This window comes from uncultured Rikenella sp. (assembly GCF_947628055.1).
In the GTDB taxonomy this organism is placed as follows: Bacteria; Bacteroidota; Bacteroidia; order Bacteroidales; family Rikenellaceae; genus Rikenella.
The window spans coordinates 1-15,278 of sequence record NZ_CANQYJ010000061.1; the positions used below are offsets into that span (position 1 = coordinate 1).

9 protein-coding genes, 1 tRNA gene and 1 pseudogene are annotated in these 15,278 nt (G+C 49.7%); 8 read left to right on the forward strand and 3 right to left on the reverse strand.

Annotated features, from left to right (window positions below; genetic code table 11):
- On the forward strand, positions 1 to 2,963 hold a 2,963-nt coding region (locus Q0Z93_RS06700; RefSeq protein ID WP_298064074.1), incomplete at its 5' end, for an efflux RND transporter permease subunit.
- Entirely contained in the window at positions 2,938 to 4,326 is a 1,389-nt protein-coding gene (locus tag Q0Z93_RS06705) for an efflux transporter outer membrane subunit (RefSeq protein ID WP_298064077.1), read from the forward strand. The genes Q0Z93_RS06700 and Q0Z93_RS06705, both read left to right, overlap by 26 nt.
- A 241-nt stretch (positions 4,327 to 4,567) precedes the next feature.
- On the opposite strand, the gene htpG is transcribed toward Q0Z93_RS06705, so the two are convergent.
- The 3 genes from htpG to Q0Z93_RS06720 form a co-directional block, all read right to left on the reverse strand.
- Entirely contained in the window at positions 4,568 to 6,643 is a 2,076-nt protein-coding gene (htpG, locus tag Q0Z93_RS06710) for a molecular chaperone HtpG (protein ID WP_298064079.1), read from the reverse strand.
- Between the two features lie 119 nt (positions 6,644 to 6,762).
- Complete coding sequence (locus Q0Z93_RS06715; RefSeq protein ID WP_298064081.1) at positions 6,763 to 7,764, reverse strand: adenosine kinase; 1,002 nt, start codon at positions 7,762 to 7,764, stop codon at positions 6,763 to 6,765.
- A gap of 622 nt (positions 7,765 to 8,386) precedes the next feature.
- A complete protein-coding gene (locus Q0Z93_RS06720) occupies positions 8,387 to 9,076 on the reverse strand; it encodes a M15 family metallopeptidase (RefSeq protein ID WP_298064084.1) in 690 nt (229 codons plus the stop codon).
- 106 nt (positions 9,077 to 9,182) lie between these two features.
- On the opposite strand from Q0Z93_RS06720, the gene Q0Z93_RS06725 reads away from it, so the two are divergent.
- The 6 genes and pseudogenes from Q0Z93_RS06725 to Q0Z93_RS06750 all read left to right on the forward strand — a co-directional run.
- Positions 9,183 to 9,257 (forward strand) — tRNA-Pro (locus Q0Z93_RS06725).
- Between the two features lie 880 nt (positions 9,258 to 10,137).
- Positions 10,138 to 10,761 (forward strand): hypothetical protein, encoded by a 624-nt coding sequence (locus Q0Z93_RS06730; protein ID WP_298064086.1) that lies wholly within the window; start codon positions 10,138 to 10,140, stop codon positions 10,759 to 10,761.
- A gap of 8 nt (positions 10,762 to 10,769) precedes the next feature.
- Complete coding sequence (locus Q0Z93_RS06735; protein ID WP_298064088.1) at positions 10,770 to 11,618, forward strand: MBL fold metallo-hydrolase; 849 nt, start codon at positions 10,770 to 10,772, stop codon at positions 11,616 to 11,618.
- Between the two features lie 265 nt (positions 11,619 to 11,883).
- Positions 11,884 to 13,305 (forward strand): ATP-binding protein, encoded by a 1,422-nt coding sequence (locus Q0Z93_RS06740; RefSeq protein ID WP_298064090.1) that lies wholly within the window; start codon positions 11,884 to 11,886, stop codon positions 13,303 to 13,305.
- A 29-nt stretch (positions 13,306 to 13,334) separates the two neighbouring features.
- Positions 13,335 to 14,699: an AAA family ATPase gene (locus tag Q0Z93_RS06745; protein ID WP_298064093.1), complete on the forward strand. Its 1,365-nt coding sequence runs from the start codon at positions 13,335 to 13,337 to the stop codon at positions 14,697 to 14,699.
- A 54-nt stretch (positions 14,700 to 14,753) separates the two neighbouring features.
- A pseudogene (locus tag Q0Z93_RS06750) lies at positions 14,754 to 15,278 on the forward strand (restriction endonuclease subunit M); the annotation flags it as partial.

The following is a 15,278-nucleotide window of genomic DNA, read 5'->3' on the forward strand; positions in this document are numbered from 1 at the left end:
GGCAGAGCATTATGGGCGTGAGCGACATGCTCTATTTGCAGACTACCAGTGCGAGCGACGGGACGATGGCTCTGACGGCTACTTTCGCCGTGGATTCCGATCCGGATATGAACGCGGTTTTCACCCAGAACCGGGTGGCGACGGCCACGCCGATGCTTCCCTCGGAGGTGCGCCAGCAGGGGCTGACGACGGTCAAGTCGATGAGCGGTTACCTGATGGTCTTCGCCATTTACAGCGACGGACGTTACGACGACAATTTCCTGGCCAACTACGCCTATATCAACATTCAGAACGAAGTGTTGAAGATCGACGGAGTGGGCAAGGTGCAGATCATGGGTTCGGGCGAGTATTCGATGCGTATTTGGATCAAGCCCGATGTATTGGACTATCTGGATGTTTCGCTGAACGACATAACCTCGGCCATCGAGGCGCAGAGCGGGGTTTTCCCGGCCGGGAAGCTGGGCGGCGAACCCAGCCCCCGGGGTACGGAGTTCACCTATACCGTCACCATGCCGCCGCAGATCAATTCGGCCGAGGAGTATGAGAATATCGTGATCCGAACTTTGCCCGACGGAGGCCAGATCCGGCTGGGCGATGTGGCCCGCGTGGAGCTGGGGAGCCAGACTTACGGCGTCAACTCCAATTTCAACCAGCATCCGGCGGCCATGATCGTCGTTTATCAGGCGCCCGGCAGCAATGCCATGGAGGTCGGCTCGGCGGTCAAGGCCAAGATGGAGGAGATTTCCCAAAAATTCAATGACGGAATCGGCTACGACGTGGTGGTGGACGCCACGCAGTCCATCCGGTCGGGGATCAGCGACATCGTGACTACCTTGGTTATCGCGTTGGTGCTGGTGGTGCTGATTATCTATCTGTTCATACAGGACATCCGGGCCATGATCGTCCCTGTGGTCGCCATTCCGGTTTCGTTAGTGGGGGCCTTCATGCTCTTTCCGCTGCTCGGATTCTCGGTCAATATCTTTTCGCTGCTGGGGCTTATCTTAGCCATCGGGTTAGTGGTGGATGACGCCATTGTGGTGATCGAAGCCGTTCAGGTCAACATTGCCAGCGGAATGAATCCGAAACAGGCTACGCGGGCGGCTATGAAGTCGGTATCGGGGCCGATCATCGCCACGACGGTGGTGCTGGCCGCCGTGTTCATTCCCGTGTCGTTCATCGGCGGAATTACCGGAAAGCTGTACCAGCAGTTCGCGATTACGATCGCTCTGTCGGTGGTGATTTCTTCATTCAATGCGCTGACCTTGTCTCCTGCTTTGTGTTCGCTCGTCCTGCGGAAGAAAGAACCCGCGACGAAAGGATTTTTCGGCCTGTTCAACCGCTGGTTCAACCGTCGGGTGGAAGGCTACCTGAGCTTTTCAAAGACGGTCGCACGGCATGCGGGCCGGTCGCTGGTTTTCATTGCCGTTATCGGGTTGGCGATTTTCGGCCTTGCGCGGGCCATTCCGGGCGGTTTCCTGCCGCAGGAAGACCAGGGCTATCTGATGATCGGGATCAATCTGCCCAACGCAGCTTCGGTGGAACGGACGCAACAGGCGGTCACGGAGATTCAGCGGATCGTTTCTCAGCGGCCCGAAGTCCGGTATACGGCCGGGGTGGCCGGGTTCAACATGCTTTCGGGCGTGGCTTCGTCCAACAGCGGGGTGCTGTTCGTGACGCTGGTGGATTACAGTCAGCGCAAGACCACGGCCATGCAGTTGGCGGATCAGTTGAACGACGAATTGTATGTCCGGATCAACGATGCGCAGGCTTTCGCTTTCCAGTCGCCTGCCATTCCGGGCTTGGGAACGACTTCCGGCGTGTCGCTGATGGTGCAGGATCGGGGAGGGAACGGGATTCCCTATCTGGCCCGCTATACCGACGAATTCTTGGAAAAAGCCCGGAACCTGCCCGAAATATCGACCGTGACGACGCAGTTCGATGCGGGCGTGCCGCAGCGCAAGGTGATGATCGACGAAAACCAGGCGTTCCAGCAGGGTGTGTCGTTAGATGAGATCCACAGCGTGCTTGCCACCTATCTCGGCGGAGCGTATATCAATAATTTCAACCGTTTCGGCAAGATATACCAGACCTATGTGCAGAGCGAAGCGGAGTATCGGCAGACGAAAGACGACCTGATGAGCTATTTCGTGACCAATGCCGAAGGCGAGAGTGTGCCGCTGGCTTCGTTCGTTTCGATCGGAGACACCACGGGTGTGGAATTTGTGACCCAGTTCAATCTGTACCGGTCGATTGCCCTGAATGCCAATGCGGCGAGCGCCTACTCGTCGACGCAGGCGATGGATGCCTTGCAGGCCCTGGCCGACTCGGTGCTGCCCCGGGATGTGGGTATCGCTTGGAGCGGGATGTCGTTCCAGGAGCGGAATGCTTCGGGGAATGGCATAGGGGCGTTCGTCATTGCGGTGGTTTTCGTTTTCCTGATCCTTGCGGCGTTGTACGAGAGCTGGACGCTGCCCTGGTCGATTCTGCTGGGGGTGCCGTTCGCGGTCTTCGGGGCGATGGCGTTTATTTTCCTGGCCCGCTTGTTCGACCCGGTTTATGTGGATAATATCTTTATGCAGATCTCACTGATTCTGTTGATCGGCCTGTCGGCCAAAAATGCGATCCTGATCGTGGAATATGCCAATGAAGCCTTTTTCGACGAAGGGAAAGATGTGGTGACCGCCGCTATGGAGGCCGCTCACCTCCGGTTCCGGCCGATCATTATGACGGCGCTGGCATTCCTGCTGGGCGTGACGCCGCTGATCTTTGCCAGCGGAGCGTCCTCGGTGGCCCAGACGGTGATGGGTGTCGCGTTGGTGGGCGGCATGGGTGTCGCCACGCTGTTCGGCGTGTTCGTCTACCCGGCTCTCTATGCTTTTATCGCGAAAGTGGGGCGGTTTGAACGCATCCGCGAACGCAGACTTAACGACCTGAAAGATGAAAAAAGTGAGAAGCAAGCGTAATTGGCCGGTGGTGCTGGCCGTAACTCTCGGTTTGGCAGGTTGCGCCGTCGGGCCTAAATTCAGATCGCCGGAGGTTACGGTTCCTTCGGCGTATATCTATGACTCGGTCGGTACGCGGGGCGATACGGTGGTCAATTTGGCCTGGTGGCGGAGTTTCGGCGATCCGACCCTGACGGACCTGATCGAACAGGCTTTGGACAGCAACCGGAACTTAGCTGTGGCTGCCTCGCGGATCGAGCAGGCGCGGCTGCAATTGAAAATGGCTCGGACGGGGTTCGGGCCGGAATTCGATCTGGGACGGAATACGGGGGCCTCGTATGAAGGCGCGAACGGCGAAGTGATCCAGAAATACGAAATCCAGGCAACCGTTGCCTGGGAAATCGATCTGTTCGGAAAACTTCGGCACACGGCCGAATCCGCCCAGGCTCAGATGCTGGCCACGGAGCAGAATTACCGTTCGCTGATGCTTTCGCTGGCCGCCGAGGTGGCGACCACCTATTTCAATCTGTTGCAATACGACATGTCGCTGCGTATTGCGCAGGAAACATACGAACTGCGCAAAGCGTCGCAGGATATTATCGACTCGCTGGTTTATTACGGTATGTCGTCGTCGGTCGATCTGGAGCAGGCCCGAAGTCTGACGGCCACCGCGGCTGCCGCGATTCCGCAGTACGAACGGGCGAAGGTTCAGGCCGAAACGGCGCTTTGCGCTTTGCTGGGTCGGAATCCCCGCTTCTTCGATGTGGACGGGACGCGGCTGTTCACTTCCGTACTGGTTCCGGCCGAGGTTCCTGTCGGCCTGCCCGCTTCGCTGCTCGATCGGAGGCCCGATATTCGGGAGGCTTATTACCGGGTGGCTGCGGCTACGGCCCATGTGGGTGTCGCTGTGGCGAACCGTTACCCGTCCGTTACACTGACGGGCGACGGAGGGCTCTTTTCCTCTACGCTGAAAGGTCTCGTCCACGGCAATCCTTTCGGCTGGTCGGCTGCCTTGTCGATCGCCCAGCCGCTGTTCGCCTGGGGGAAGAATAAACGGGCCGAAGAGATTGCGCGTGAGGAGAACAAACAGGCGATTCTGAATTACGAACAGACGGTCATTGCGGCGTTGGGCGAGGTGGAGAGCGCGCTGGCCGGCATTGCCACCTACCATACCCAGGTGAATCGGTACCGCGAATTGCTGCAGGCTACGAGGACTACTCAGATGCTGACGCAGGAGCTGTACCGGAACGGGTCGAATACGTATTTAGATGTGCTGGATGCCGAGCGGGAGTTGTTCTCGACGCAGATCGGCTTTTCGGAGGTCTTGGCGGCGCAGCTGGCGGAGTATGTCTCGCTTTATAAGGCGCTGGGCGGAGGTTGGTAAGGGCTGTCGGAGTGGGATTGGGCTATTGAATCATTCCGGGAAGGACGGTTCCGAAGCCGGTGCGGTCGTTTCAAGATGCCGCCTGCCGAAACGGTCGATTCCTTGCATGGCGTGCCTATATGGGGTGCCTTATTGCGGTTGTGCGGATTTGCGGAACCAGACTGGGCGGGTTCCAAATAAAGAGCGGGTTATCCTTGAAAATCAAGGATAACCCGCTTGCTTTCGTCGGCCGAAGCCGAAACTATTTTTTCTGTTCGGCCGATTTGCCGACCACTTCCACACTTCGCCGAATGAATTTGGTCAGCGCTTCGCCTTTCAGCATCCCGTTGGCCAGCAACGCCAGATCGACTAACTGCCCCACAATGACATTCTGCGCCCCCGCATTCCGCAACAATTCGCGCCGTTTCCCCTCGATCTCGCCGATCTTCTTCTCGATCTCCGACCGTTTGTCCTTTTCCTCCTGCGAAATTTCCTCTTCTTTCTTGTCCTTGAGCAACCCGTTCAGTGCCGATTTTTCACTTTCAGCGGCCTTAAGCTCCTTGTCTATCGGCGCCAGTTCCTCGCCCGTGGCGTTCTGCGTTTCGCCCAGCACCTCGATCACTAACGGATGGTTGCCGTTCACCACCACATTGTAGCTGTCCGGCATTTCGCCGTAGAAACTGTACATCCCTCCCCCCACTTTCGACATATCTTTCATCCGCCGCATGAACTCGCCCTGCGTGATGACGATCGGTGCCGAAGCCGGATCCATCGCCTCGAACTGCACATGGAAACGGCTCTTGTCGTCCGTCGGCAGCTGCGACTCGAAGACTGGTGTCAACAGCTGTTGCTGGGCGGAAGTCAAAGCCATCGCTAACTGTTCCTCCTTCTCGATCAGCTTTTCGACCGTGTCCGCATCCACGCGGATGAATTTCCAGTCGCTGTGCTTGTTTTCGAGGAACGCGATGAAGTGCGCTTCCAACGGACTGTCCATCACCAATACATCATACCCCTTGCCCCGCGCCGCTTCGACAAAGCTGTGCTGCGCCACCGGGTCGTTGCTGTACAGGTGGACGATCTTGCCGTTCTTGTCCGTCTGAGCGCCCTTGATCACCTCCGTATATTCATCTATCGTAAAATATTTCCCCTCCGTATTCTTGAGCAGGGTGAACTCTCCGGCCCGTTCGCCGAACTTCTCTTCGCTGATGATTCCGTACTGGATGAAGAGCTTCAGGTCGTCCCACTTCGCCTCATAGTCCTGCCGCCCGTTCTTGAACAGGTCGGCCAGCCGGTCCGCCACCTTTTTCGTAATGTACCCCGAGATTTTCTTCACATTGCTGTCGCTCTGCAAGTAGCTCCGCGACACGTTCAGCGGAATGTCCGGCGAGTCAATCACCCCGTGCAGCAAGGTCAGGAAGTCCGGCACGATCCCCTCGACCGAATCCGTCACGTAGACCTGATTCGAGTAGAGCTGGATTTTGTTCTTCTGAATCTCGAAGTTGTTCTTGATCTTAGGAAAGTAGAGAATCCCCGTCAGGTTGAACGGATAGTCCACGTTCAGGTGGATATGGAACAACGGATCGTCGGCCATCGGGTAGAGTTTCCGATAGAACTCGCCGTACTGTTCCTCGGTAATATCCGTCGGCTTCTGCATCCACAGCGGATGGGTGTCGTTGATGATATTCTCCTTGTCGGTATCGACGTATTTGCCGTCTTTCCACTCCTGCTCCTTGCCGAAAGCGATCGGCACCGGCAGAAATGCGCAGTATTTCTTCAGCAAGCCCTCGATCCGTGCCCGTTCTGCAAATTCCGCGCTGTCGTCTGACAGGTAGAGTATGATTTCCGTCCCGCGTTCCGCCTTTTCGGTCGGTTCGAGGGTGAAGTCCGGCGTGCCGTCGCAAGTCCATTTCACCGCCTGCGCCCCCTCTTGATAAGACTTGGTGATTACCTCTACCTTGGAGGCCACCATGAACGCCGAATAGAACCCCAGCCCGAAATGGCCGATAATGCCGCTCTGGTTTTCGTATTTCTTCATGAACTCCTCGGCGCCGGAGAAGGCGATCTGGTTGATGTATCGGTTCACCTCCTCTTCGGTCATCCCGATCCCGTGATCCGAGACGGTCAGCCGTTTCCCTTTTTCGTCCAACTCCACGCGGACGGTCAGGTCGCCCAGCTCGCCGCCGAACTCGCCCATCGAACTCAACGCCTTGAGCTTGGTCGTCGCATCCACGGCATTCGAGATCAACTCGCGCAGGAAGATTTCGTGGTCGGAATAGAGGAATTTCTTGATGATCGGAAAGATGTTCTCGGTCGTTACGCCGATTTTCCCTTTTTGCATATCGTTCTGTGTATTTTACGTAATTTCGGTCGAACTGCCCCCGCCGGCCGAAAGTCCGTGCAACTCCCGTGCCATGCCGCCGCATGGCAGTTTTATCTGCCGATCTGTCAGTCGGAGTGTCAGAGGACGACGCTCTCCCCGGCTTCGATCCGGGCAACCAGCGGACGAATGGAGTCCCATAGGTTTTCTGGCAACTCTGCTCCCAGCACTTCGATGCTTTTGCTGGAGACCACCGCCCCCATCTCGCCGCACTGCCGGAGCGACAGCCTTTTGACAAACCCGTGCAGGAAACCGGCCGCGTAGAGGTCGCCTGCCCCGGTCTTGTCCACAGGCCGGGCATCGAGCGTTCCGATGCGGCAGCGTTCCGTGCCGCGGGCGATCAACGATCCGCGCGGGCCGATCTTTACCACCACGGTCTCGCAGCGTGGCGCCAACACTTCGAGCGCCTGTTCCGGCGTATCGGCTCCGGTCAGGGCCGCCGCTTCATCCTCATTGGCGAACAGAATGTCCACATAGCTGTCGATCAATCGGTCGGCATAAGATTTAAATTCGTTGATGACGGTAAAGTTGGCGGCATCCAGTGCTACGAGTGTTCCGACCGCTTTTGCCGTCCTCATCGCCGTTTCGATCACTTCCGGGCAGTTGAGCAGGTAGCCCTCGATGAACAGCACTTTGTGTCCGGCCATGTTTTCCGGAGTGAGTTGCTGTGTGCCGATCTCCAGCGCGGCGCCCAAATAGGTCAGCATCGTCCGTTCGCCGTCGGGAAGAATCAGGGAGATACATTTCCCGGAGGGGGTCGTCTCGGAAACGCCGAGCAGCGGTCTGATGTGCTTCCGCTGCTGGTACTCCCGGAACGCTTCGCCGGTGACGTCGGCACCGATATGGCCGATGTAAGCGGTCGGTGTGCCGAGCATAGCCGCACCGCTGGCCATATTGGCTGCCGATCCTCCGGCAGCTATGCTTTGCGGCAGATGTCCGATCTTGTCGATTATCTGGCGATGTTGTTGACTGTCGATCAGGTACATGCCGCCGCGTTCGATGCCTAACTCGTGCAGAATGCTGTCGTCGGGAAGCCGTACCAGTATGTCGGTCAGGGCGTTGCCTAATCCTATGATTGCCATTGCTGTCTGTACTTTACGTTTTTGCTCGACAAAAATAGAATTTATTTGCATAGTCTTTCCCTTTGCCGGTGTACAGGTGCTATTCGCTTGATGAACAAAAATGGCAGTCTGAGCGATATGTCGCATCGCCGCCTCCGTGGCCTGCGGGAATTATTCGGAACTCGACAACTCCGGCTTGTCAGAGGCGGACAACCCGGCGCCACCCCCGGCGACGGGCCGTAACTGCACTTCGCTTGTTACATCCCGCGCTGGCCGAGTCCCAATTTTTGCCGAGCGAATGATTCTGGGTCGGACGTCCGGAAAACTTCGGGTAGTTACAGTCCGGTTCGTGTGTCGGGCGGCACCGCTGGCTTCGGCTGGGCAAGAGTTGGGCTGGAACTACCCAAAATAAGAGACGCTGTGCGTCCTTCCCGAGGGGGAGGCGTCCGGCTCACCCGGTTCTGCAAACCGGATTTTCCGCCAGTGCGCGGATAAAATAAAGTTCTTAGTAACCGATTGGAAAGAGTCAGGACAGGCTTTGTCGTGAGCAAGGGTCGCCGCCTGCAAGGGCCGACGAACGAAAATAGGTTTCGGCCCGCCGCGGGGGAGGCGGCGACCCGACGGCTCTAACGAGCCGCGAATATTATAGCATTGATTTTCGGTTCGCAGTGCCTTGCGGCACGCACAACGACCGAACTACGGCAGCCCCCGGCACTCTGAAAGAGTGCTTACCATTTTTCAAAGTGCATGTAGTCTTTGACCAAGCCCACGTCCCGCCCCAGTGCCATCCTGCCTGGCGAAAAAAACGGGTGAGGGGGGAAGTGGCGGTCAGCGTTCCGGGGGCTTGCGGTTCGTATCGTCCTGTGGCCGGGATGGTTCTGCCGTTGCGCAGCCGGGCCGGATTCTGAAATGGGTTGATGTCGATGGCCCGACCGTATGAATGGGCCGAGAGTTGCCGGGTTTTGAATGTGGTTTTCGGCCGGTAGTGGAATCCGTAAGTGTTGTTCAGCGTGTCCATCGACGTTCCGTTGTCCGGTTTGTCGAATTTGACGGGAATGACGCTTTGTACGGGGAATCTGCTGGCTTTGATTTTCTGGAAAGCGGCTCGGATATCGTCGGCGAGTTCGCGGTGGACGATGATCTGACCGCTGTGAAGTCTTCCGTCGAAAGAGTAGTATTCGACGTTCACGAGAGTGAGCGTTCGCAGGATGCTGTCGGGAGCGGTGGTGCCGGCTACAGCTTGTTCGAATGTCTGGCGGGAATCGACGATCGGGCTGTCGGTTTGCTGCACGGCGAGGGTTAGCATCCAGGCGAAAAGGGCGGTAGGCAACATGTCGTTATTTCCGATTTGGAGCTGCAAAGATAAGTTTTTCTGTAGGTCGGTCGGTTCGGGTTTTGAAATTCCTGAAAAAGGTGTACTTTTGTGTCCGGTTAATGAGCGGGGTGTAGCTCAGCCCGGTTAGAGTACTCGTCTGGGGGGCGAGTGGTCGCAAGTTCGAATCTTGTCACCCCGACACCAGTCGAAAGCCTTGATATTCTGTGAATATTAAGGCTTATTTTTTTTCTCGATCTTTTTCCGGTGTGAACGCGGGCGGTTTAATCGGGTATGAGAGAGTTTATTTCCCGATGCAGTAGGCGTATATAGTTGATTATAAATATTATATATCTTAAATGATAGAAAAATTCGCCTGCAAACAAATTTTTCAAAAAAATCTCACTTTTTGTGCTTTTAACGATTTTTAAGACGTTTTTCCTGTCGGTCGGGCCGTTTTGACCTCGAATTGCCCAGCTGACTCTCAAAAGTTGCACGTGAATACTTCGCCTCTCATTTCGCCAAGATGGTAGATGACTTCGCGTATAACAGGTCATCCACTGCTCCGCCCGATGGTCGTAACAGAAGATGAAATTAAATCTCGATATGAGGGGAGAAAAAGAGAATTTCTTATTCTTTCCCTTAATTTGACTTTATTATTCGTGAATATATAGAACGGCAATAAAGTCAAGTTTGAACAAAGACAACTCGTTTGATTTGTGCTAAACGAGCAGAAACAATCGGTTTTTAGCGCAATATAAACAAAAAATGATTATCTTTGTATCCGTAAACAATATTGGCAACGCTATGATAATCGGCAGAAAGGCAAAACAACAATAATCATTGAACGCAGCATACATAGGAATCTTCCGAGTATGTGGTAGTAACATGTAGGAAATACATTCCTATGGTGAGATACAATGTGGAGTGTACGCGTCGCCCTTTAGAAATATAGAAGACTATAGTAAACTTATAACATTGTATAGAAAAGACAGAGAGAATTGCTTTTGAAGCAATATAAAAATTAAAACTCTTTATCCGAGATTGGCTCAAAGAGTTGCTAACTTATAAATGGAAAAGTTATGAATTTTAAGTATTATGATGTAATATCAAGTCTTGTTGTAGGATATGTATTGTTAATTATTGTTATGTACTCATTTCAGATTGAGTATAACAATGATTATACTGTTGCATATTTAGCATTTGCATTTGTATGCGGCTATGTTATAAATTCCGTTGGTAGTTTATTGGAGCCTATATATTATTTCACCATAGGAGGAAAGCCTTCTACAAGATTACTTAATGAAGGGACTGAAGAACATTGCTGGTTATATCACGTGTTTGTTCCTAAAAATACAGGAATAAAAAAGGCGCGCTTCTATGAAACTGAGAATGTCCGAAAGATATTAATTAAGGGGTTCAAGGATGAGAATCCTTCTGAAGATAGATTGTTTAGTAAGGCTATGCGTGAAGTAAATGGAGATCAAGATTCCAGAGTCCCTGACTTCAACGCTCATTATGCTTTGTCGAGAACAATCTTAACAACCGTCTTAATTTCAGCTATATTGATTATATGGTCTAATCTATATTGTTGGCAATCATATTTATCGATAATCGTAGTGCTAATTTGCTGGAGTAGATACAAAGAACGAGCATATTATTATGCAAGAGAGGTACTGAATGAATATTTGAAGAAAAATAAATAATTAAGATTATGGTAAGCCTAGCAACAATGACAGTTTGGGATGTGCAACTTGGATTAGCTATTCACGTGAAAGCTCCTAATGGGAAATATATAGTAATAGACTTGGGTACGGGCACATATGAAAGTGGTAATATTTCTCCTCTTGCCAAACGGCGATATGATAATATCGCATATATGATATTAACTCATCCACATCTTGACCATATTGATGATATACTCAATTTTGATTTAAACTCGCCTAAAATCTTACATAGAGCAAAGGCTTTAGGCAATGACGAAGTAATGAAAGATGTTAGATATTGTGATAAAGCAAAGTTTGAGAAGTATTGTGAAATCAATAACCGATACAACTCTCCAGTTACACCACAAAACGAGAACTATACCGGGAATCTTGATAATTATGGAGGACTAGGTATTCAGACATTCTCCACATCAGTTTGCGACCATTCCAACTTTAATAATTTCAGCACAATAACAGTTTTTACTTTATCTATGATCAAAATTGTTGTATGTGGTGATAATGAGACGGAATCCTTAGATGTATTAATGAGGCAAAGAGACTTTAAATCTGCTGTTGAGAATGCAGATGTGTTAGTTGCTCCACATCATGGTAGAGAATCTGCATATCATTCAGATTTTGTTTCATTGGTAAATCCAAGAATAACGATTATCTCTGATACGGCAAAAACAAATGCAAGTGCCTCAGATAAGTATACACATAATAGCCGGGGATTTAAGGTTGATGGAGCGACTCGTTATTGTTTGACAACTCGCAAGGATGGCAATATTGATGTGGTGTTTGGGGAAAGTGATAATTCTAATTATTATGGAACCTTATACATAACAACTTCAAAATAGGCTCTATAATAACTTAGAGGATACACAAAAACTTATAATTATAACGGCAGATTCTATAAGCATGGTTTGGAGAATGTGTTTATATAATGGAATAGAAGACAGGATATATTGATTTTATTATTCGTATATATGTCGAAGGCTATAAAGTAAAGTGAATATATAGAATTCGATTGATTTGCGCTAAACAAAAAGAAACAATCAAAATTTAGCGCGGTATAAACGTGAAATAGTTATCTTTGTATTCGTAAACAATAATTGCAATGCTATGATAATCGGCAGAAAGGCAGAACAACAAGAATTGTTGAAAGCATACGCATCGGAATACTCCGAATTTGTTGCGGTAACAGGTCGACGTCGTGTGGGCAAAACATTCCTTGTGCGAGAGACATTCGACTATAAGTTTGCTTTCCAGCATTCGGGTTTGGCAAACCAGAATACACGCGCGCAGTTGCGGGAGTTTCGCCAGTCGCTTGTTCGGTGCGGTATGAAAAAATGCCGTGTTCCCGTCGATTGGTCGGATGCTTTCTTTTTGCTGTCCGAATTGCTTGATCAACAAAAAGAGGGGAAAAAGGTTGTTTTTATTGATGAGTTGCCTTGGATGGATGCTCCACGTTCAAACTTTGTTTCCGCAATAGAACATTTTTGGAATGGCTATGCATCGGCGAGGAAAGATATACTTCTGATTATCTGCGGCTCGGCAACTTCGTGGATTATCAATAATGTATTCAAAGATCACGGCGGTCTTCATAATCGGGTTACCTACAAAATTAACCTTGCTCCATTCACACTTAACGAGTGCGAGCAATATGCCCAAAGTCGACATTTGGGCATGAGCCGTTACGGGGTATTGGAGTGTTATATGGTGATGGGCGGCGTTCCGTTCTACTGGTCCATGTTGGAACGCGGAAAGAGCGTAGCCCAGAATATTGATGCACTCTTTTTCTCGCAAACAGGTAAGTTGCATTATGAATATGACGAGTTATACAAATCCCTTTTTAAGAATCCGGAGCCATATATCAAAGTGGTTGAAACGCTCGGCACAAAACGGATGGGTATGACCCGGGATGAACTTGTCCACGAAGGCGGTTTATCCAACAACGGAATCTTGACAAGGGTATTAGAGGATTTGGAGGCTTGCGGATTTATTCGCAAATATAATTATCAGGGCATAAAGCACATAACGGCCATATATCAACTGATTGACAACTATACTTTGTTTTACTACAAGTTCTTGCATAACCGTGCCGGCGTGGACGAGAACTTTTGGAGTATCAATACCAATACGCCTGTTCGCAATGCGTGGGAAGGACTTGCTTTTGAACGGGTATGCTTTGAGCATATACGGCAGATAAAACAGTCGTTGGGCATTGCCGGTGTTTCAACGCAAATATATTCGTGGCGAGTAAAAGATGATCCTGTCTATGGCGACGGTGCGCAAGTAGATATGGTCATCGACCGTGCCGACCAAATTGTGAATCTCTGCGAGATGAAATTCTCCACGACGGAGTATGCCATTGAGAAAACCGACGATGAAAGTCTGCGTCACAAAGTTGGACGATTCAGCGAAACGCAAAAAGGGCATAAGGCGGTGCATACGATCCTGATAACTCCGTTTGGAGTCAAACGGAATATGTACCAATACAGCGTGCAGAATGTGGTAACGGTGGAAGACTTGTTCAAAGATTAAATATTAATAAAGAAACCTAACTACCCAATATGAGGAAACTTGAAAAAATTATATTTAAATTGTTTAAGTTGCCTAAAATAAAACTTGAAGAGGTTTTTACGCCTGCAACCGCAGCTGAAGTAAACTATGTCGAACGTAAAGATATTGACGCTCAACTATTGTCCGAAATGAAAACACCAGGAAAACAAATTATAGTATTTGGGCATTCTGGTAGTGGAAAAACATCGTCGGTCCGAAATCTGCTTAATAAAAATAAATTTACTTGTATTAGGACTCATTGTGAGAGTAATACGACATTTGAGCAACTTATTCGTAATGCTTTCGATGAACTTAATGTTTATGTTGTTTCAGGAAGGACCCATAAACAGTCAAGCTCATTAAAAGGTAATATCGCAACTGAATATAATAGCATTAAAGCAAGTCTTAGTTCAGAGAGCACATCTGAAATCGGGGAAACGTATTCGAGATTATTACCGCCTCAACTAACACCTCAGAAATTGGCAAAATTTCTGGGCGAATATAAGATTGTTTGGCTAATCGAAGATTTTCATAAGGTCCCGCTTGATGAAAAGGTTCGAATTGCAGATGCTATCAAAATATTTGTTGATAATGCAAATGATTGTCCTAGTTCAAAAATTATATGTATTGGCGCTTGTCAGTCCGCTCATGAGTTGATACAGCTTGATCCTAATCTTCAAGCTAGAGTTTCAGAAATCTCTGTGCCATTATTAACGGATGAAGAAATTGAAAAAATCATCCGCAATGGCTTCTCCTTACTAAATATTGCCCCGTCACAATCGTTGGTAGAAAAATTAGTTTTTTATTCTGATAGATTGGGTGCTTCTGCTCATCAAATGTGTATGGATATATGTAAAGGTAAACATATCTACAAAACAAAATTCAGGAAACAGCAAATTGATGATAGATCATTCCAATTTGCCGTCGATGGTTTTATTAAACGTAGTTCGGATACATTAAAGACCATTTATGAGAGTGCAATTAAGAATGAGTTAGGTTGGTATATCCTCAAAACTCTTACAATTAATGTAAAGGATAAATTGTCGTTTGAGGAAATCTGTAAGAGAGTTAATAATGGAAAAGCGACATTCAAGGAAGATGAAATTAAGGCGAAGTTAAACGAGCTACAAAGTCCTGCTTTTGATATTATTTATTACAATCCAAGATCGGAAAAATATGCCTTTTCAACCCCATTTTGGCATCGTTTCTTAAGGTTGCAATTTAGTATTGAAAAGGCAGACATGGCTCGTAAAAACAAGAATAAACGCAATCCTAACTTAAAACTCATATCAGACGACACTATATATCAGATAGTGGATAAATCGATGTTAGAACTTATAAAAGCGTTGCATAAAACTGATTATGTATTTGAGTAATTTGGCTGTTAATATAATTATAAATACTATATTAGACATAACATTGATTGACTAATGGCATTACCTCAAATCGACATACGGGAGAATGAAATTTTCGAGCGGTCGCCCGAACTGCTCTCGGCGTTGCTTAAAGATCATACGTTAAGCACGGAGGAACAGCAGGTCAATATCTTTTGGGCAACAGACAATTATGCCGACTTGGGGACCGGTTACCAGTATGCCGACCCAATTACGGTAGAATCCATAACTGGCAAAAATGGGAACGTCATCAAGCCTCGTGCAGTCAAGAGCCGCGAAATGCAGCAGCAGCGCAGCCGTGAGATGGCAGAGGTCTTTACCCCGTCGTGGATTTGCAACAAGCAGAACAATTTAGTGGACAACGCCTGGTTCGGTCGGGATAATGTGTTCAATACGGAGGTAGATGCCCCCGATGGCTCGCATTCGTGGATTCCGTCGGAAGGTAAGGTTACCTTTCCCGAAGGCAGAACGTGGCGCGACTACATTAACGAGAACCGTTTGGAAATCACCTGCGGCGAAGCTCCGTATTTGGTTAGTCGCTATGATACGGTAACCGGCGAG